Origin of the sequence: Vampirovibrio sp. (assembly GCF_041737375.1) — a bacterium.
Taxonomy (GTDB): domain Bacteria; phylum Cyanobacteriota; class Vampirovibrionia; order Vampirovibrionales; family Vampirovibrionaceae; genus Vampirovibrio.
In genome coordinates this window covers 1-20,191 of the sequence record NZ_JBGSRV010000003.1, presented here as the reverse complement: position 1 = coordinate 20,191, position 20,191 = coordinate 1, and the positions used below count along the sequence as shown (strand labels likewise).

The following is a 20,191-nucleotide window of genomic DNA, read 5'->3' as shown; positions in this document are numbered from 1 at the left end:
GACCTGTTACTGTTTCTATTGTAAAAGGCTTCACTGCCGTTGGCATCGGTCGGAAGTCTACCAATGGCTCAGTTGACAGGATAGGCTACCAATTCCTCGCTCAGGCTTTCCCATTGATGATTGGCCTGTTCCAGCTCCGATTTTTTAGCCTGCAAGGCTTCACTCAGGGTTTGCAACTGGTTAAAGTCTTGCTGGATGGCCGGATCCACCAGTTGGTTTTCCAGCTGGGTGATGGCTTCTTCCAAAGACACAATTTGCTTTTCCTGCCGGGTAATCCTTTTTTCCACTTCCTTGCGGGCTTGCAAGGGGCTTAAATTCCCGGATTTGCCATTGCCGGAGGCTGGCTCAATGACCACGGAAGCCCCTTTTTTGGATTCCCGTGAGGCTCTGCTGGCAGCGGCTTCAAGGGTTTTGGCCCGTAGTTCCTGCCGTTTGAACAGATAGTAGTCATAATCTCCGGCGTACTGGATTAAATGGCCCTCATAAATTTCCCAAATGTGGGTGGCCAGTTCCTGAATAAAAAAGCGATCATGAGAAATGCAAAGAATGGTGCCTTCAAACTCCTTGAAGGCTTCCGCCAGCACTTCTTTGGCTGGAATGTCCATGTGGTTGGTGGGTTCATCCAGCAGCAAGGTGTTGGGGCCGGTGAGCATTAATTTGGCAATGGCCAGTTTGCTTTTTTCGCCGCCGCTCAGTACTTCTACCGCCTTAAATACTTCTTCTCCGCTAAACAGAAAGCGGGCCAGCAACCCCCGCAGCTCGGTATGGGTCATCAGGGGAGCGGTTTCGTGCAGGGTATCAAAGGGTGTTTTCTTTGCATCCAGCGTTTCCAGCTGGTTTTGGGAGAAGTAACCCAGCTTGACGTTGTAGCCCCGCTCGATGGTGCCGGTGGTCGGCTCATCCAGCCCTAACAACAGGCGAAATAAGGTGGTTTTGCCGCAGCCGTTCTCGCCCAGCAGAAAAATGCGCTGGTTGCGTTCAATATCGCCTTCCAGCCCCTTGAAGAGATGCTTGTTGCCAAAGGATCTCTTTAAATCCCGCAGGCTAATCACTTCCCTGCCGCTGGGTTGAGGGGGCGGGAATTTGACGGACATGCGGCTATGATCGGTTTGAATGGTTTCGATGCGCTCCAGCTTGGCCAGTTGACGCTCTCGGCTTTTGGCCTGGGTGCTGCGGTTGGCGCTGGCCTTAAATCGGTCCACAAAAGCGGTTTGCTTGGCGATTTCCTTTTGCTGGCGATCGTAAGCCGATTGGGTGCGCTCAATTAATTCCGCTTTTTGGCGTTGGAAGGCACTGTAATTGCCCGTCCATACGGTAATGCCACCCAGCTCTACTTCCGCGATTTCGGTGGTGACTTCATTCAGAAAGCGGCGATCGTGGGAAACCAGAACAATGCCGCCCGGATAGCCTTTTAAAAACTGCTCCAGCCACTCGCAAGATTCTAAATCCAGGTGGTTGGTCGGTTCATCCAGCAGCAGAATATCGGCGCCTTCCAGCAATACCTTGGCCAAATTGACCCGCATCCGCCAGCCGCCGCTGAAATCATCGGTTTTCCGCTCGTAATCGGCCTGATTGAAGCCTAAATCCTGCAATAAACGACTGATGCGGCTGTCCAGGGTGTCCACATCGTACATGTTGATCTGTTCCTGCACTTCGCACAGCCGGGTAATGGCGGCGATCTGGTCATCGGGGGGCAGGGCTTCCAATCCTTCCAGAATGCGGCTTTCCTCGTCCCGCAAGTTGTCTACCACGGCGTAAACCTGTTTCATTTCTTCATACAGGGTCAGGCCGGGGGTGAGTTGCGGCTCCTGAGACAGGTAATTCACCCGTGAGCCGGGAGAGCGGCTAATACTGCCCGCATCTGGTGTGTAATAGCCCATAATCAGTTTCAGCAGTGTGGATTTTCCGCAGCCATTTCGGCCGACCAGCCCCAAACGGCTGTTATCCCGAATTTGAAGGGTAATTTCCTCAAACAGGGGCTCTCCTGCAAAAGATTTGGCAACACCAGACAGTTGTATCATTGATTTTCAATAGCTCAGGTTAAGGGCGGGGACGAGGGGTTTGATTCAGAGTTTCCTATTATATAAGTATAAAACACGCAAAGCGAGCCATTTGACCCGCTTTGGAAAATAGGAAGTGAAAAAGCGCTAGCTGGCCAGATAGGCGTCTTCCGGGTGAGGGTGCGGCTCCGTGCTGGTTTTGCGCTCTTTGACGGTTTGCAGCATGATCACCGACAGAATCATGGCAATACCCCCGATAATCAGGGCCACGGCCACGTTGTCGTTAAAATAATCGTGAACCACTTTGCCCACCAGCAGGTTGCTGATAACACCCGGTGCGGCGATGAAGATATTGAAGGTGCCCATCATCACCCCTTCCTTGCCCTTGGGCAAGTGATCCGACAACAAGGCGAAGGGGATGGACAGGGTGGTGGCCCAGCCAATGCCGATCAGGCCCATGGCAATCATCGCTTCTGTGGGGGTTTGAATGAACCACATGGCGATAAAGGCCCCTGCCATGCAGATTAAACCCAGCGAATGCACCGCTTTTTTAGAACTGGCGGCGCACAATTTGCCAATGACCATGGAGAATAAAAAGCAAACCCCATTTAAAATGGCGTAACAAATTTGCACCAGTTGCACCCCGTTGGCGTACAGGGCGGAGTTGGGGTCGGTGGTGCCAAAAATATGGTGCGGCACATACACCGAGAAAAAGGTGAACAGGCACATCAGGCCAAACCAGGTCAAACTGTGGGTCAGGCAAAGCTTCAAGCCTTCTTTGGGCATGCTGGCGATGGATTTCAGGGTACCCATTATAAAGTTATCTGGCGGCCCGGCGGAGAGATCCGCTGGGATAATTTCCATGGGGCGTTCCTGGGTGGTCAGGCTGGTCCAGATCATGGCCACCAGCATGGCCCCTGCCCCCAAATAAAACAGGCCCTGCAAGTTGGGAAACATGGCGGCAATCACAAAGGCGGCCACCGAACCCAGGCCAATGGTAAAACTCATCATGGAATAGGCGCTGGCTTGCTGGCTGGGGTGAACCACATCTGGCACCATGGAGCGGTAAGGGCCTTGGGTGATGTTGATGCTGGCATCCAGAATCCACAGCAGCACCGCAGCCATCCACAAGGCGGAAACGTTGGGCATCAATACCAAGGCAACAACCGTTAAAATGGCGCCTAGTAATAAAAACGGACGACGACGGCCCATGGGCAAGCCGCAACGATCGCTTAAAGCGCCCACAATGGGTTGCACCAAAACCCCGGTTACCGGTCCCGCGCAAGAAATCAGGCCCAGCATCTGGGGATCGGAGCCCAAGCGCTCCAGCAGGGGTCCCATTTGGCCGTTTTGAATGGCCCAGGCGAACTGAATGCCCAAAAATCCCACGCTGATATTAAACAGCTGCCAGAAGTTTTTCTTTTTCCAGGCGTCCGCATCCACGGTGGGTGAGGCGCTGTGGACGGGCCGTTTTTCCTGAACGGGCGGCATTAAAATTCCTGGCGGCATTACAGTGTTTCCTTTACGGCGGGTCTGATGTTTCAACTAAAACAAAAGCGACTGGATAGTGTTTCCGTGTCTTCAATACCGAACCCCTAACAGCATTGATTGAACATTGTCCTACAGAGGGGTTAAATTGGCTACCCACCGGAAAATACCCGGCTGAGATTTACCCAAAACCGAGATTGCGTTGCGCAAAATCAGGCTTTACATTTCTCAACGCTCAGCGGTGGGGGCCGGATTTTTTCTCAACAAAATGCGGTTGGCCCGAATGGCGAAATCTTGAATTTCTCGGCCATCGCTTTCCACTTTTACCAGTTGGTGGGCCTGGTTAATTTTGAAGGTTTCCCCGCTCTCCTGATCGATATAAGTGGTTTCCGGCACTAAATGCTCAGAATTCAAGGTCAGCGGCATACCCATGGTGCGATTTTCATCCATCCACTGGCCCTCCACCTTGCTGTACTGGCTGGACTTCATGTCAGTATCCAGCGGCTTGATCACCCCGCCGTTTTTGACATTTTGCTTGCCGGTATCAATCAGCACAATGGCCTGATCGCTGCCATTATCACGCACAATGGGCAAAATGCCGTGGGCGTCATCGGTTTCCACTGGCAGTACAATGCCATCGTTTAGCACTTCCAGATTGTTTCGGCTTTTAAAAATAGTGCCTACCCGCTCTAAATATCGAGAGAAGTCGCTATTTTCTTCTTGCAGTTTATCCACCCGCATGATGCCCCGGTTTTGGGCGTAAATGTTGTTGGTTAATTCACTGCCGCCTTGCCCCAATAAATCGTGGAGATAAACTGACGGGTTGCCGGGCAATGCGTTTTGAATGGCGAAAATACGCTCTTGCTTATGCAGCACTGGCTTGATAGCCGTGTTGTAGATGCCCAGTTTGAAGGCTTCAATTTCATCGCGATTCAGGCCGTTTTCATTGAGTTCGTTGTTGGCTTGCTCAAATTGCTCAAACACATGGTTTAGCGCTGTATCCAGCGGCTGATAACCAAAGTGGGTTCCCCAGCGCTTAATGGCTTTATCCAGTGCGTCCCACAGGGTTTTTAGGGCCTGCGGATTTTGGGCGGTGTGATTGGTTTTGGCCAGTTCCACCACGGCGTTATTAATGACGGCCCGCATGGCTTTCACTTCCCCGGATTCGCTCATGCGGCGTTTCAGTTGCTCTTTCAGCACGTCGATGCCGGTTTGGCGCAAATTGGCATCCGGGCTGCTGAGGGTGGGGCTTTTTTGGGCCACGGTTTTCAAGCGGGAGCGGTGGTTGGTCGATACGCCGTTTTCAGGGTCCAGTCGATCCGTCCACAAGCCCAGCACCTGATCGGCGAACTGGCGTTTAAAATCGTGAGGCACCGGGCCTCTCAGATAGTGCTTTTCAGGCTTTGTTTTCTCATCCCACAGGGCGGCCTTGTTGTCGGCATTGTAAATTTCGGGCGGCCACTCAGGGTTTTTGCGGGCAATGTCGCCATCAATATTGGCATTGCTGGAGCGGTGAATCCACTGTTTGAAATCATCAAACCAAGCCTTCAGTTCCGCATCGGTGGTAATGCCCAGCTTGGCTTTTAATTCATTTCGCTGGTTGGCAAAGCAAGCCATGTTTTGAAGTTCATGAACGCCTTGCTCAAAAAATTCCATCAGCCCCATTTGCTTGTTACGATCCTGATTGAACAGTTCGGGGTTCACCATCAGGGCATGGGTGGTGGTGGTGTAGTCGGGGCTGGCGGTCAGGTTCTGGAAATTCCGCTGGGAAAACAGCGGGACGGCCTGCGTCATTTTTTGCAGGTGTTCCTTCATGAATTTGCCAGCGGTCATCACCGAAGCCCCGAATTCATCGGGCCGCTGGGCGTAATTCACCAGCTGCAACAACGGACTGTAGGTGTGCTCCATATTGGGGGCGCTGGTAAAGGTGTTGTTATCAAACAGACTTTTTTTCTGGGTTTCTCCCAAGGTGCCGGTGGCCCCGTCTCGGGCCAAGGTTCCAAAGTCGGTTAATTCCGCAATAACAGAGGCTTTTGGGAATACAGCCCGCATGGCTCCACCCAGCTTCTGCCCCCAAAACTGGTTTAAATACTGAATCTGCTTTTTGAACTCCTGACGGGCCTTTTCATCGTTCGGCGTATTTTTTACCTTGTCCATGTCGGCCACGTCTTTGGCGGCGTCAATGCGCCAGTTTAACCCAAATTCCCGCCTTTGGATGACCTTGGCCGCCAAATTCACCAGTTGGGGATCCAGGTCTTTCACAATATTTTCCACCTCTTCCCGCACTTGCACTTGAAGAGAGGGGGTATGATTCGGGCCAGCGTGGTTGAGTTCTCTCAACCGTTTGCGAAGCAGAGCTGGCAAGCGGCGGGCCGCATCCTGGGGAGAGGCTTGGGACAGGCTGGGGGGCAGGCTTTCATAAAACGCAGCTTCCAGTCGCTCCGGGTTCTGAACAAGCTGCTCAGCCTCTTTCAGGGTTTTGCCGGTGAGCAGGCTAATGTAAAACTTTTCGCCCAATTGATCGGCCACGATAGATTGAATGTTGGCATGCTTCAGCTTGTTTGCGGCGCTGCCTTGCTGGCTTAATTCATCAAATACCTGCTGCATTTTTCGGCCCATGGCTTTTTCCAGTCGGGGAGAAAATGCAAGGTTGCTCAGCAGCTCAAAGGGTTTGCCCACATAGGGAATATCAATCAGGTCCAGAAAACGATCTTCCAGAAAATTTTGCAGTTTACCGGTGCGCAGGGCCAGCGATGTCAGGAAGGTGGGCTGGTTGAGGTTGGCTTTAAATAAAACGGGTAACTGCAAGGTATTGAGGGGCACATTTTGCAGCAGTGCTTTGGCAAAGGCGCCACCGGTTTGGTTGGGTTCGTAATCTGCGCTGGCCATTGCGAATTCTTTGGCGGTTTCCGCATTAATATGATCCACGGCATGGGTTTCGGGGGGCAAAATGCGGGTGGTCGCTTCTCGCGTTTGGGTGACCGCCTTTAAAATGTCTGCCTCGGTAACGTTGTCCTTGCCATTTTTGATTACCAGTTGTTGTTTGGCTTTTTGCATTTCTTGGGCCACGGTGTGGGTGTAGTGGTTCATGACCATGCGGCTCCAGTAATTGACCGCCCCTTTCAGGTAGTCCACTACTTCTTCGCTTTGGGTGTTCATCAGGGCCACATCAATTTGCCCGTCCCACTTTTTGGAGGAATCATCGGCGGAAGGCACTGTCAGGCTGAAATTCGTCCAGTCCAGAAATTTGGCTTTGGGATCCGGGCCAGTGTTAGGGGCAATCATTTTTTTCCGCACTGTTTCGGGATCGACCGGAAATTTATAGCGTTGCACCGAATTGTTGCTGGATTTCAGGGCCTCCGCGGTGGCCTGATGATCTGCCGGGTTGAGTGACAGGGGGATGGGGGTGCCATCTTGCTTTTCCAGCCGGGGATCATAGAGTTCAATAAAAGTGGGCTTTTTGGGGTTGTAACTGGCTTCATCCACCGGGTTGTTTAACAGCCGAATGGCAAAAGCCGCATAATCAATTTCCGAATAACCATTGACGGTTTTGGTGGGCAGTACCCCAAACTTGTAAGGCTGTTGGGCCAGGCCCGGCAATTTCTGTTTCAGTCCGGGCTGATGATCACCAAATTTAAACCAGTTTCCCCAGTAGGGGGAATCAGTGGTGTTTCGCAGGTTGGACATTACCTGCACCCCGTTCAGACCCTGGTTGACAAAGGCCCCATCGGCGAATACCTTCATCCCGTTTTTCAGCATCAAATCCAGAGAGTTTCGAAAGGCGGCCTTGTTGCGAAATGTATCGTTCAACACATACGGATCGGTGGTCCAGTAGCGGTGCGACGATAAATTATCGCCCCCCATAAAGGGTTTGAACAAAATGGCGGAGACCCCCCGTTCCCGAAGTTTGGGCACCAGCTGGTTCAAACCTTCTTCGTAGCCGTGGGTTTCCGCTTGATCGGGCAGAAGGCCCTTTTTCTCGAAGGTTTCCGGGTTTAGGGTGATTTGGTTAAATTTATTAAAATGGTTCCGCATGGGTAGCACCGGCAAGCGGGCGGGGATTGGTTTCTGGTCTTTGCCCCAGTTCAGGCGTTGGCGCTCTTGTTCATCCAGTGTCTGGATTTGGGCTGGCGTTAAAATGCTGTCGGCGTAAATGTCGGCAAAAACCGAGCTTTTTTGCGGTGTGTTCTCGTCATGCAGGGCAATGCGGTTAAAGGTTTCCATAGCACCGGATTGCTCGTTTTTAACGGCCACGGTTTCCAGAAAATCCAGCGGCACGGCCATGGCTTGGCCTTGAGCGTTCTGGGCGTGGAAGCGATAGGCAGCGCCCGGTTTGAGTTTTGAGTTTCCGTTTAAAGTCCAGTACCCGTCTTGTGAGGTCATTTCCACTTTGGTACCGGCGGAAAGCCCGGATTCAGGGGAAGGGAGGATTTCAGCTGTCACTTTTTTAGCGTTTTTAAAGCCAGGTAAAAACAGCGACGGGTTTTTATTTTCATCGTATTTATAACCGGAAAAACGAACTGTCGGTGGCTTAACGCTGGTCACGGCTGGTTTTTTCCTCAATAATGGCTGGGCGGGTCTGGCGGTTTGTAAATCAATTTCCATAAGAATCCCCGTGTGGGGGTGTTCAGGCTGGATGACTGGTTTGCGTTTACAGACCCCTGACAAAACGCTTCTATTCAAAGTGATACTATAAAAATCACGACATGCCAAAAAGTGCCAAATTGATTTTTAAGCTCTTTTTTAAATTCTCTCAGGGCATGGGGTTGGGCCTGATTCATTTGTTCTTTTTATTAATAAAGTAATTGATAAAAAGGTTGGAATTCCCCCGTGTTTCATGACAATTAATGAAATTGAGGGCTGTTACTATGAGTACTTCCAAAGACACCCAAATTTGTTAGTCCTCCAATACCAGCCCTATATCTTTCAAATATAAGCACCGGTCAAAATAAGCACCGGGTCGGTGTTTCACGAAAGTCTAGGGGTATCTTTCGGATTATTCGCATGGGCATTACGCCAAATTTTACAACTCAACTGACCACACCCGGGGCAAAACTTCGCCCCCCGGCCCCGCCTGTGGCCTTTGGCCAGGAGCCGCCCAGCGCTATGAATCCGGCGCTGGCATACCATAACGAGGCCAGCCCCGTTCCGGTTACCGACTTGCTGGCCGATCCCATTACCCGCAAAAAATATAATCTGGATACCCCGTTTGACGACAACCTGTTGCGCTTAAACGCCTGGGGTAAAACCAAGCTGGCCGCTCATGAAACTTTGGTTAAACTGCCCAAAACCATTTATCACGGCTTGCGGGGCGATTCTAATTTTACGTTCTCCAACTTCCTGAACGTCACTTCTATTCCTTACTATGCGGGCGGGGCTGTTTTGGCGCTTAGCTTTGCCGCCGGTCGGGCCAAGGTGGATTTTGCCCGTCAGGCAGTGGGGGTCGGACTTTATTATCTGGGTGTGCTGGGCGCCAATAAAAGTATCGACAGCTTTTATAAGGCCAAAACCGGCGTTGATTTAAATCTGAAGTTTCGCAAGGCCAATGGCGATGTGGAACGGGTTTTTGCCAGTACCGATTTTCCCCGGTTTGACTTACTGCAAGGCAACGATTATCGCCGCATGATGAAGCGTTTGGGCGTGCCTGATGATGTCTCCGATCCCAAGCGGGAAGTGCAGGATCAGGTGCGCACCATTATCAGTGCCGCCAGAGCCGACAAGCTGATTTTAGGAAATATTCTGGCGGCGGTGGGCGCGGGTTATATCGCTCGCAGCGATGCCTGGACCAGCCTGTTCAAGGTGAAAGACGGCGGCTGGAGCAACCTGAAAAACATCTGGAACTTCCAGTATAAAACGGAAGGCAATGTGGTCACCCGTCTGGTCAACACCGGCACGCATATTGGCTCCAAAATCGCCGATCCGTTCAAAGAGGCCTTTATGGGAACCGCTCATCAGGCTGGCCTGGATGCCCAAGCCCTCAAAAAAGCCAAGTACCTCCGCTACGGTGTATGGGGAACCGCCGGGGCGCTGGTTGCCATGATTTTTGGCCATAGCTGGATGGCCAGCGCCAGAAGCCGAAAGCCGTTTGAGTCTCCTTTTATCACCAACCTCTCTCCCGCTCTGGCCCCGGAGCAATCCTCTCTCACTGCCGCCATTCAGCAGCAGTTGCCCGGCGGGCATGTGGATAAGCTGCCTCGCAAAGGGGTGTTTGAAGTGGCCCAGCGCATGGAAACTGGACAACCCGGTGTTTCAAATGACAGCATGCCTATTTCAGGCCCGATTATCCCGTCCATTCCAGGCTCTTGGCCTGATAATAACCCGGCAATGCAGTCCAAGGGTGGCATGATCGTTCAGAAATCCGCCTTGCAATTTTCCCAGCAACCCGTCCAGCCATTTTCAATAGCGCCGGTTGTTTCCGATTCGCTCAATCCTAATCTCTGGTATCGGGGAGGTATCTCCTGATGGGTAATGGCTTCCCCCCTAGCTACCCCTTGTACGGGCCTTCTTTGCTTAGCCGAAGAAGCTTTGGGGCGCCTGCTTATGGTCCGCCAGTTCCGCTGAACAACTGGCGCCCGATGCTGAACCCCATGATGGGCCCCAGCCGCCTGCCGGAAAGAGCGGGGATGGTGACTGCTTTGCCGTTACAAGCGCCTGTGCAGGTTCCTCCGGCCAACGATGACTTGCAGAAAAAGCATCCGGGCCTGTATGCCCGATTGGCCACCCATCAACTGATTGAAGGCCTGAAACCGAATTGGGCCGATACCGGAAAAACCTTGGCCCAGGTGGCCCGCCAGCAACCGGTAAAGGATTCCCAGTTGGCTGATTTGGATGATCAGATGAAGCGCTTTGGCAGCTTGGCCATTGCCACCCTAGCCACCGTGGGCTTAAAGCAGAAAATTTTAGGCATTGGCGAATATGTGGGCTTTATGAGCTGGTTTGGGGCCATGGCCGCCACGCCCACAGTCATTAACAATATGGTTCGCCTCAAAACCGGCGTTAATTTGGGCCAACAGTACGACAGCACTTATGGCGAGCGGCTGAACATTTTCAAGGACCCCAACTACTTGCCGTTGCACATTTTACCCGCCGACACCATGGACAAAGTGGCCAAGCGGTTGAATATCGCCCCCGGCCCCAATCAACGCCGGGAAACCGAGGAGAAAATGCGCCAGATTTCGGTGCAAACCCACACCTGGTGGATGCTGATGGCCGGTCCTGCCACGCCGGTGATTTCCGGCTTGGTGGCGGATAATTTACAAGGCCCGGTAATTCGGGGCTATAACTGGATGGCCAAAGGCGTGGACAGCTTCCGGGCCAAGCAGGCCATGTCTCACGACAAGCCCGAAGTATTTGAGAAGCGCTTGAAAGCGGCTTTGAACCGGTTGACCGGCCCGTTGCCGGAATCGGAACTGACCAGCTGGTGGAAAGATTTCGGGGAGGCTATCTCTGACAAAACCGGCTTGAGAAACGCTTTAACCCGCAAGCAAGTGATGGATGAAGGCGATACGTTGCTGAGTGACAAGATTACCCGTTATTTCACCAATGAAGCCGAGACTCAGGATGCCCAGCATCCCAAAAACCGGGTAGAGGGCCTGACCAAAGAAAAAGTGGACCGTACTCTCTCTTATCTGGACCGGGAATTCAAGGTGCTGGAAAAAACTGATGATCAGGGCGTTATCACCCGTGAAATTGGCGGTAAATTGGGCGCCTTGCGTAAAAAAGCCCGAGACTTCCTGCACACGTTTGAAGATCATTTTGAAACCGAATTGAAAAAAACGCAGGACACAAACAAACAAGAGGCCTTGCAAAAGCGCCTGAATCTGGTTCGGCAGCACGCTGACCAGATGGAAAAAAATATTACCAACGCTGGCAGCACGGTGGAACATTATCGGGCGGTTCTGCAGGAAGCCCAGAAAACTTTTGAAAAACGCTTCACCGAAAAAACTCTGGATGGAGCCGCTCAGAAAGCGTTGTCCGAGCTTCGCCATGGCATTCGCTTGAATTTGACCAACAGCACGCTCACGGATTTAATTAACCAAAAGCGTGACGGTAACTCTCAAGCGGCCAAGGCCTTGCAGCGATCGGCTTTCTCTGAAATGGAAAATGCCCTGGCTGGCGGACAGCATCAAATTGCCAACCAATTGATGGGGGCTAACCCTGGTTCACACCTCAGCCGGGTGTTGAAAGATGTGAAGGCTCACGCCATGTGGCGAAACCGGGTGGTTTACGGCTTGGGTGGCACCATGCTGGTGGCCTCCGGGCTTTATTCCGCCCTGATGGTAGGTCGTGACTTCAAGCCGCCCTTACAACCGCAAAGCGGAGGACCGTCCTGATGGCTTTCCCTTCCCCTCCTCCAGCCGTCCGTTACGGCCAATATTATCCCCAGGCTTATCCAGTCATGAACCGGCCTTCTGCTGCGACTCCACCTGCCTTTTCGGCCACTGGTGGTTTGCCGTACATGCCTGCTTTGCCCCGCCCTGATATGTTTATGCGCGCTCCTCTTGCTGTAACTTCCCCTTCCGGGGCTGCCATGGGGTTGAATGGTGTTGCCGGTGCTGGCCCCATTGCATCCGGTTGGGCCAAGGGGCCAGTGTGGCAAAATAAGTTAAAACAAATGTTTCATAAAAATCAGGCCGTTATGTACGCCTTGAACATTCGCACGTTCGGGGCCAAGGATAAAAATATGGATGGCCGCATCTCCCCCATGCTGGGAGAAAATGGCACGTTTCTATCAGCGGTTCAAAATCTGGATCAGCTGGTGGCTTTAGGGGTCAATACCATTCACCTGTTGCCTATCAATCCCATTGGGCAAACCCGGCGCTTGGGAGCAGCGGGTAGTTTGTACGCCCCTTCCGATTACCACACCATTAATCCCGAGTTTGACACCCCCGGCAATCAGACCAACGCCTTGCAGGAGGCCCGCCAGTTTGTGGATGAATGCCACAAACGCAATATTCACGTGATGGTGGATGTGCCCAGTTGCGCTTCTGAAGATTTGGCCCGCACCCGCCCGGATTTGATTTTAAAGGATAGCAACGGCAATAAGCTCACCCCCACCAACTGGGTGGACATTGTGATGTTTAAAAACGATGATGCCTTGCGCCAGTATTACGAAGGCTTTTTTGACCTGATGGCCAATCAGGTTGGTGTGGATGGCTTTCGGGTGGATGTAGCCAGAGCCCGCACCACCGATTTTTGGAAGCACTTCACCAGTAAATATGCCGATAAGGCCTGGCTGGCTGAAAGCTACTGCGAAGAGGATCAATCGCCGCTGAAAAACCTGCCCCGTGATATTCCAGAAGCCTTGTTGAAGTCGGGCTTTGATTCTATGTACGGGCAATTTCATATTTTCCATGCCATGCGTAACGCCAAGGAATATATGGATTATTTGCTGTCCAATCGGGCCATGTTCCAACGGGCCAGCCAGCAGGGCGGCAACGATAAATCGTTTATCGGCTCCTTCCTCACCCACGATGATCCCAGTTTGATGGAGCATGGCGGCGCTCCCATGAGCATTTTGGCCTCCGGGCTAATGGCCGCTCAACCGTGGACCAATCCTTATATTCTGGATGGGTTTACCACCGGCTATACCGGGGAGTTTGATATTTTCAATTTCGTGCCGCAGCACAAAGGCACTCACCCGGAAATTGGCCTGTTTATGAAGCATATGCTGACGTTGCGAAACAGTCCCCAATACGGACCCGCTTTAACTCAGGGGGCCTTTATTCCCATTCCGGCCAACAGCAATGTGGCCGATAATCAGGTCATTTCTTTTGCCCGTCAGGCCAACGGAAAAACCTTGCTGGTGGTGGCCAATAAAGACATCAACGCCCGTTCTAAGGCCACTTTGTCCATTCCGGGCATGACTGCCTTTCAGCCGCTTAATAATCTGGCGCCTAGTTATGGACGCCCCAGCCAGTTTTTCCCCGGTGTAAACCAGCTGGAAGTAGATTTGGGGCCGGGACGATTCCACCTGTTTGAAATCAACACCCCCTTATTGTCCCGGTACTTGCCTACGTATTAAGTGGTAGTGCGCTCGTTGGGTTTGGCGCAATGAAGGGCTTTATGAGCCATTTTTTGGGTTGCCCAAAATGCGCCCAGCCTACAACGCTCAAAAAAAGAAAGAAAAATAAAAAATAAAACCAGGTAAGGCAACGCCTCGCTTGGTTTTATTTTTTCTAGATTTTATTTTGTTTTCTGGGGTTCGTTGTTTTAGTCCTTGCGGAGTGAAACAAGTCGTCCAATCGCGGCCCAGAATTTCTGGTTCATATTCCAGAACGTGTTCCAGTAATATCGCATCGTCTCCGAAAAACCACTGGGTTTTGCGCTGGCACCGGGCCGGGTTTGCGCGTAGCTTTTATTCTCAGGACCGGGGGGCTTTAACGCCGCCTGAATCTCTAATAATTCTTTTAATTCTTTGGAACGGCTGGTTCGGATTTCGGTATCCAGGCTGTCATTTTCCAGAGCGGGCTGGTAATACTTTTGTAAAATATTTTTCCAGTCGTGCTCGGTATTTACGTAATCAATGGCGTCAATCCGAATTTGCGAATTCTTTTCTTTGTCTTTCAGCAAGTCAATGCCCCGATGAATGGCGTGGGTCAGCTTGGCTGCCGCCTTGACGTTAGTATTCTCATCGGGTTCAACCAGTTTTTTGATGCGTTCGTATTCCGTTTCCAGCGTATCCGGGTTTTTAAGCACTTCCTGATAAGCGGCTTGCGCTTGTTGGGCACGGCGGCTCAGGGGAGAGTTTTCCATGGTTTGCTGCTTCAACCACTGGATTTTAAGATTTAGTTCTGTTTCTCGCTTCGGGGTCAGCGTGCCGTCGGCGGTTAGTTTTTGAAGCGCCTGGTTCAATTCTGTGGATTGCAATTGAAAGCTTTCCAGCTTGTGTTTAAAGGTGCTGGCCAAACCTTCCATTTTTCCCATCAACGCTTTCAGCGCCTCATCCTGCTTTTTTTTCCAGTCGGCCAGCGTGGTGGGGTCGTCTTTGGGCAGGGGTTCTTTGCTTTGATCCAGTTTGGATTTTAAGGCTTGTAGTGCTTCAAAATCCTGGCGATCATCAATGTAGGCTTTGCACTCATCAATATCCACCGGCTCCATTAAAATGCCGTTTTGATCTTTTTCCCATACCGCTTCCCATTCATCCGGTGGGGTGAGGGCTTTCAGCTTTTCGTTCATTTCAGGATCACTGACCGTGCTGCGAAGCCCATCCACCCCATGCACAATGGGAAGCGAACCCATTTTCATGGCCTCTAGCTGGGTTAAGCCGTAGGGTTCATACAGGCTGGGCAGGGCGGTGAAATCAGCCCCAGCGTTAATTTGCTTGACTTCATCCTGGTTGGCGAACACGTTGGGAATGTAAACCCGGTTTTCGCCTTTGTCGGTGTTGTATTTTTTGTTGATCCCATTGATCCATTCAATAATTTGGGGATCCGAGGTATCGCCCACCACCACAAACTGAACCTTACCTTCGGGATCGTTTTCTAAAATCTCTTCAACGCTTTTCATAAACAGGTACACGTTTTTTTGGCGGGGATCCAGCCGAGCGGCCCAGGCGATGATGGTGGCATCCGGATCTTGCTTAAGCCCCAGCTTTTTTTGCAGGGCAGCTTTGTTGGCCGCTTTGAAGGTTTGCATTTGCGCCGGGGTGGGCAGGGTTTGGCCTTCATTCACCGCCAGTTTTTGGAACTGGTAAGGGGTATCATCCCCTTTTGCAAGCCCTGCCGCATGTCCAGCCTGGGCGGCTTTAATTTGAATGGTGACTTTGTTCAAATCCGCCTTGGCTTTGGTAATGCTTTTATTCAGCAGCTTCAGCTCCTGGGTTTTGTTGGCAGCTTTTAGGTTTTTGGCTTTTTCATTCAGCGTATTCAGGTTTTGGGTCAGTTTTTGCTGATTGCTTTGGGCTTGGCTCAGCCACCCTTTTTTGCCACTGTTCGGGGGAGCTGTATAGGATTCTTCCAGACAGGCAGGGGCTTGGGGGCCAGAAGCGGTGTAATCCAGGCTGAGGCCGTGGTGCAAGTTGTGGGTGCGTCCCGCTTCACTTTTTTGACGCAAGGTGTTGATAAAGGGGGCGCCGTTGGGCAGGGTGCTTTCCAGCACCGTTTTTTTAAAATTGTTGTTCACCCAGATAGAATCAGAAGGCTCAATACCCGCATTCAGCGCGGAAAAGGTGCGCTCCTGATTAAACAGCCGGGGAGGGGTGAGCAGGCCGGTTCGGAGGGCCACATGAGGGGCCTGCTCTTTATCAAACATGTTATGAACCACAAAATGTTTGCGGGTGTATGGCAAATCGGGCAACTCATTGCTAACGGCACCGGTCAGCCAGTCGTGGGTAATCACGAAATCGATATTTTTTCGAAAATCCTGGTTGGCAGGTGCTTTTACCCCTTTTTTATCAGGGAAGGCTTGCGCTTTGTGCAGGTTGTTGAACCGGCTGAGTCGGGCAGCGCGGGGATCAGTGCTGTTGCCATCCAGCAAAGGCACCAGTTCCTTGGCACCCTTGTTAAAGAGCATTACTTTGTCAAATTCACCGGCCTCTGGGCTGTAGGTGTAATCGGACAAGCCTTTTTCGGCCTCAACCCCATATTCATTCTTGCCCATAAAGTAGTCGTCGTTGCGCAGGGCGTAAACCCAGTTGCCTACTTTCTCACCGTCTTTTCGGGATTGATTGTGCTCCTTAAAGCCGGTGGCGTCTTCAAATTTTTGAAGTACTTCCAGTCGGGCCTGACGGCCATCATCGGTTTCAAAATTCAGTTGGGCGCCGGTGGGCTGAAAAATATCTTGTTCGCTGACATCGGTTTTTCCTTGGGCCAGCGCGGCTTTTTTACTTTCATCATCATCCCGGTGTTTGCCCAGATAAGGCACAATAATCCGTAAATCTTTTTTTGGCATGAATTGGGCGAACGCTTCCGGGATGGTTTTGGAAACCTCTCCCAGCCCGCCCACCTTTGCCGGTGAGCGTTCGGTGGTGATCCAAACCCCGTTTTGAGGCGTATGCTGAATATTGCCCTGATCCGGCTTACCCGTTTGCCCAAAGTGCAACGGTTTAGGGATGTAGCTAATTTTTGGAGTGCCTTGAATGGTGTATGACATTAAATGAAGTTACCCCTGCGCCTTTTTTTTAAAAAGCATGCTGAAGCACGGAAATTGCCTTATGGCTCCAAAATAAAATATAGACCCTGAACGAAACATTATTAACGCATAAACCCATTTCGCTGCCAACCATGAGTCATACCGGTTTCAGCGGATGGAACACCTCAAATAATTAAGTCTTTGATACAAATTATGTTGAAAAGATATTGAAATGAAGACTGCAAACACAAACGCCCCGAAGCGAACTTCAGGGCGTTTGAAAAGTTTTTGCTTTTATTTTTGAGCGGTGTTGGCCGGACTGCTCAGTTGAAAGACGTTGTCTTGCGGGGCTAGCCTGCTTTGGGCGGGCTGGCTGCTGTAGGGCATCGCCGCTCCCCCTTGGGGTTGCGGGTTACCGCTTTGACGCAGGGCCATTTCCTGTGCTTTTTCCTGCAACTTGGCTATCTTTTTTTGGTAGCCTTCACGTTCCTTCAACGGCATATCGGGGCGCAATCCCAGATAGAACTGATAGGAGCGGGCAGCCAGTCCGTAGTCCTTGGTTTTTTCGTACAGTTTGGATAGTTCCAAACGGGGTTCTGGCTGGCGTGGATTTTTTGCCAGGGTGTCCTCGTAAAAATCAATGGAACTTTCTTTACCGGCACGACGCCAGGTGTTGAGGGCTTTGGCGGTTCTCAATGTTTTCTGGGATTCCGATTCCGCTTTTTCAATGCGATCAATGCCCCGCTGAGCCTTTAAATTACCCGGTTCTGAGGCAAGGGCCGCCCGGTAGGCGTCTTTGGCCCGAGGCAGATCCCCGTTCACTTTCAGGGTGTCTCCCAGTACCAGTAATTTGTCGGGGTTTCCGGCGGCTTGTTGCATCAGGCCGCTAAACACCTGATCGGCTTCCTGATAGCGTCCCAGCGCTAGAAAAGCCTCTCCCTGCACCATGGCTTCGGCTTCGTTTTGCGGGGCGCGATTTGCCAAGTTGTTCATTTCAGCCTCAGTCATGGCCGGTTTGCCAGCCAGTTGGCTGATTCGCAGGTTGGCCAAATGCAGGCGCAAATCACCGGGATTCATACGCAAGGCTTCCTGAATGGATTGCTCGGCGTTCACCAAGTCGCTCTCAGAACCCATTGTCTGGCTCCAGTTGGCCTGCTTTTGGGCCACCACGGTCAGCGCCTGTGAAATACCGTTAATGGCGTCCGCATCGTTGGGGTTTTGCTTTAAAGATTCTTTATAGTACTGAAGCGCTTGATCGGGTTTGTCCACGGTCAGGGCAATCCGTCCCAGCCGGTTTCTTCCCGCCGAAAAGTTGGGATTGACGTTTAAGGCGCTTCTCAGCTCCGACATGGCCAGTTCGCCATCGCCCCGGCCGTCAAAAATATCTGAAATGCCCACATAAGCAGGCATTAAGCCGGGATTGGCCTGAATGGCCTTGCGGTAATTGGCAATGGCTGCTGATGTGTTTCCCTGAGCCTGATAGGCTTCCGCCATTTTGGCCATGACCACGGCGTTACCCCGGTTTAGTGCCAAGGCGGTATTCAGGGATTTTAAAGCTTCGTGCGGGTCACCTGCCGCCAATTGGGCAGAACCCAGGCGATAGTGGGCCAAATAGTTTTTACTGTTGAGTTTGATGGCTTCCTGAAACCGGGCCTTGGCCCCGCTGGCATCACCGGATTCCATCCGCATAATGCCTTCATTCAACATGGCTTCAGAAAAACGGGGATCCAGTTCCAGCGCCTTTTGAAATTCGCTTTGGGCTTCGTTGTTACGGCCCATAAAACGGTAAGTCTGTCCTAGCTGGTTGTGCGCTTCCGGTGAATCGGAATCCAGGGAAATGGCTTTGCGCAATGCTTCGGCGGATTGGGCTAATAGCTCATCCCGCTTGCTGCGGTAGGTCATGTCCATGGAAGCGGTTCGGTTGCGGTATACAATGCCCTTGGCAATATGGGCCATAGCGTTTTTGGGGTTTCTGGAAAGAACCATGTCCGCGTTCTTTTCAGCGGCGTCCAGTTTGTACAACTCGGCCTGGGCATTGGATAAAGCCGCTCTGGCCCCAATATTACCGGGATTGGATTTTAAAATATTCATATAACGAGTTTCAGCAGCCTGATGCACACCCGTTTGCAAGTAGCCATCCGCATTTCGCAAAGAGCGAGTGTATGAGGTGCCGCTTTTGTAAACCCGAGCCGCCGCTTCAGCGCTTAAGTGGGTTTCGCTAAAAAAGCCAACGCTAAAAAACGTAACACTCAGGGCAATGGCCCACACCTTGTTTGATTGAGTCCGCATAGAATCAGGATTCTCCACTCTTATTTGATTGTCGTCGCATCATAACCAAAGCAATGCTCTCGTACATCCCTCTATGGTCTAATTTGTGCGGCTTGTAGCATGGGGCGGCTGGTGAAGGGTGCTTCAGAATGCTTGCGGGGTCTTAATCCTCAGCGCTTCTGAGCGGATGACCTGCGCTTACTGTTGAGTAAGGATTAGACAAGCGTCATTTTTCCTTTACCCAACAAGCTAGTTAGAATCAGAAATGGCTTTCCCTATAATTCGGCCAACCAAACCGGAATAGGCTCTAAAACAATATCTTATAAAACAATCAAAAATCGTTCAGCGATGATTCACGTAGAAAAAAATAATGAGAAGCATATATACGTAGAGAAAGAAAGATAGGGGTTAGCACAGCAATGTCAAAAGCGATTCAACGAGAAAGCGACGGAAAACAAAGCGACGGAAAACTTCGATTGGTACTGGTGGAAGATTACAAGTTAATTCGAATTGGCATTCGTATGGTTCTTGATGCGGACAATGCGTTTCAGGTGGTTGGAGAAGGGGAAAGCGGGGAACAGGCCTTGGCACTGGTTAAGCAGCATCAGCCGGATTTATTGCTTCTGGACCTGGGGCTTCCTGATATGGACGGTCTGCAATTAACCCGAGAAATCCGGAAATTTAACCAAACCACCAAAATCCTGATTTTAACCTCTCATGAGACGGAGGACTCTGTGATTATGGCCCTGGCGGCGGGAGCCAATGGCTATTGCCTCAAGGATATCGTTTCCGAACGGCTGGTGGAGGTGGTTAAATCGGTTTGTGAAGGCGCTCTTTGGCTGGATCCTCGGGTGGCTTCCCGAGCGCTACAGGTGTTTGCCCAAGGGGGAAATAAACGGGCTTTAACCCGTCATCTGGCATTAACTGATCGGGAAAGAGAAGTCCTCCGTTTTATTGTGGAAGGCATGAGCAATTCCCAAATTGCCAAAGCCCTGGATATTAGTTTGCATACCTCCAAAGCCCATGTTTGCAGTATTTTGCAAAAATTATCGGTGCAGGATCGCATGCAGGCCGCAGTCAAGGCCGTTCAGCATGCCTTGCTATAATTAAGGGGACAAGGACCTGGTCATTTAAAGTGTGGTTATTTTGGCAGATTCCGACTTAACAGACGATGCCGTATTTTTTGAGCGCAACTCATATTTTTGGATTTTGGTGTTTTGAATTTAGAGCCAATACGGTAACTTTGGGTTAGAATTTCAGGGTTTGGAAGAGGATAGCGTATGCCTTGGAGACCCTTGAGTGACGAGCAATGGGAACTGATTGAGCCAGTCATTCCAAAACAAAGAACTGGCCGCCCCCGGAGT

At 51.3% G+C, this 20,191-nt stretch carries 9 protein-coding genes; 4 read left to right on the top strand and 5 right to left on the bottom strand.

What is annotated here, in order from left to right; translation table 11 throughout:
* Positions 1 to 68 precede the first annotated feature (68 nt).
* From ACEW81_RS00790 to ACEW81_RS00780, 3 genes are all read right to left on the bottom strand, one after another.
* Positions 69 to 2,021, bottom strand: coding sequence for an ABC-F family ATP-binding cassette domain-containing protein (locus ACEW81_RS00790; RefSeq protein ID WP_373531055.1), 1,953 nt, complete (start codon positions 2,019 to 2,021; stop codon positions 69 to 71).
* 126 nt (positions 2,022 to 2,147) lie between these two features.
* Positions 2,148 to 3,509 (bottom strand): MFS transporter, encoded by a 1,362-nt coding sequence (locus tag ACEW81_RS00785; protein WP_373531054.1) that lies wholly within the window; start codon positions 3,507 to 3,509, stop codon positions 2,148 to 2,150.
* Positions 3,510 to 3,716: 207 nt separating this feature from the next.
* A complete protein-coding gene (locus tag ACEW81_RS00780; RefSeq protein WP_373531053.1) occupies positions 3,717 to 8,093 on the bottom strand; it encodes a hypothetical protein in 4,377 nt (1,458 codons plus the stop codon).
* Positions 8,094 to 8,594: 501 nt separating this feature from the next.
* Between ACEW81_RS00780 and ACEW81_RS00775 the strand changes: the two genes are divergently transcribed.
* From ACEW81_RS00775 to ACEW81_RS00765, 3 genes are read left to right on the top strand one after another with little or no spacing between them, the layout of a single operon-like run.
* Positions 8,595 to 9,950: a hypothetical protein gene (locus tag ACEW81_RS00775; RefSeq protein WP_373531052.1), complete on the top strand. Its 1,356-nt coding sequence runs from the start codon at positions 8,595 to 8,597 to the stop codon at positions 9,948 to 9,950.
* On the top strand, positions 9,950 to 11,821 hold the full coding sequence (locus ACEW81_RS00770; protein WP_373531051.1) for a hypothetical protein: 1,872 nt from the start codon (positions 9,950 to 9,952) through the stop codon (positions 11,819 to 11,821). Before ACEW81_RS00775 ends, ACEW81_RS00770 begins: the two co-directional genes overlap by 1 nt.
* Positions 11,821 to 13,512, top strand: coding sequence for an alpha-amylase family protein (locus tag ACEW81_RS00765; RefSeq protein ID WP_373531050.1), 1,692 nt, complete (start codon positions 11,821 to 11,823; stop codon positions 13,510 to 13,512). Before ACEW81_RS00770 ends, ACEW81_RS00765 begins: the two co-directional genes overlap by 1 nt.
* A gap of 188 nt (positions 13,513 to 13,700) precedes the next feature.
* On the opposite strand, the gene ACEW81_RS00760 is transcribed toward ACEW81_RS00765, so the two are convergent.
* Together ACEW81_RS00760 and ACEW81_RS00755 are read right to left on the bottom strand one after the other, a co-directional pair.
* Positions 13,701 to 16,580 (bottom strand): glycosyltransferase, encoded by a 2,880-nt coding sequence (locus tag ACEW81_RS00760; RefSeq protein WP_373531049.1) that lies wholly within the window; start codon positions 16,578 to 16,580, stop codon positions 13,701 to 13,703.
* Between the two features lie 273 nt (positions 16,581 to 16,853).
* Positions 16,854 to 18,848, bottom strand: a complete 1,995-nt coding sequence (locus ACEW81_RS00755; protein WP_373531048.1) for a tetratricopeptide repeat protein — start codon at positions 18,846 to 18,848, stop codon at positions 16,854 to 16,856.
* A gap of 398 nt (positions 18,849 to 19,246) precedes the next feature.
* Here ACEW81_RS00755 and ACEW81_RS00750 point away from each other — a divergent pair, with 398 nt between their 5' ends.
* Positions 19,247 to 19,933, top strand: a complete 687-nt coding sequence (locus ACEW81_RS00750) for a response regulator (protein WP_373531047.1) — start codon at positions 19,247 to 19,249, stop codon at positions 19,931 to 19,933.
* Positions 19,934 to 20,191 lie beyond the last annotated feature (258 nt).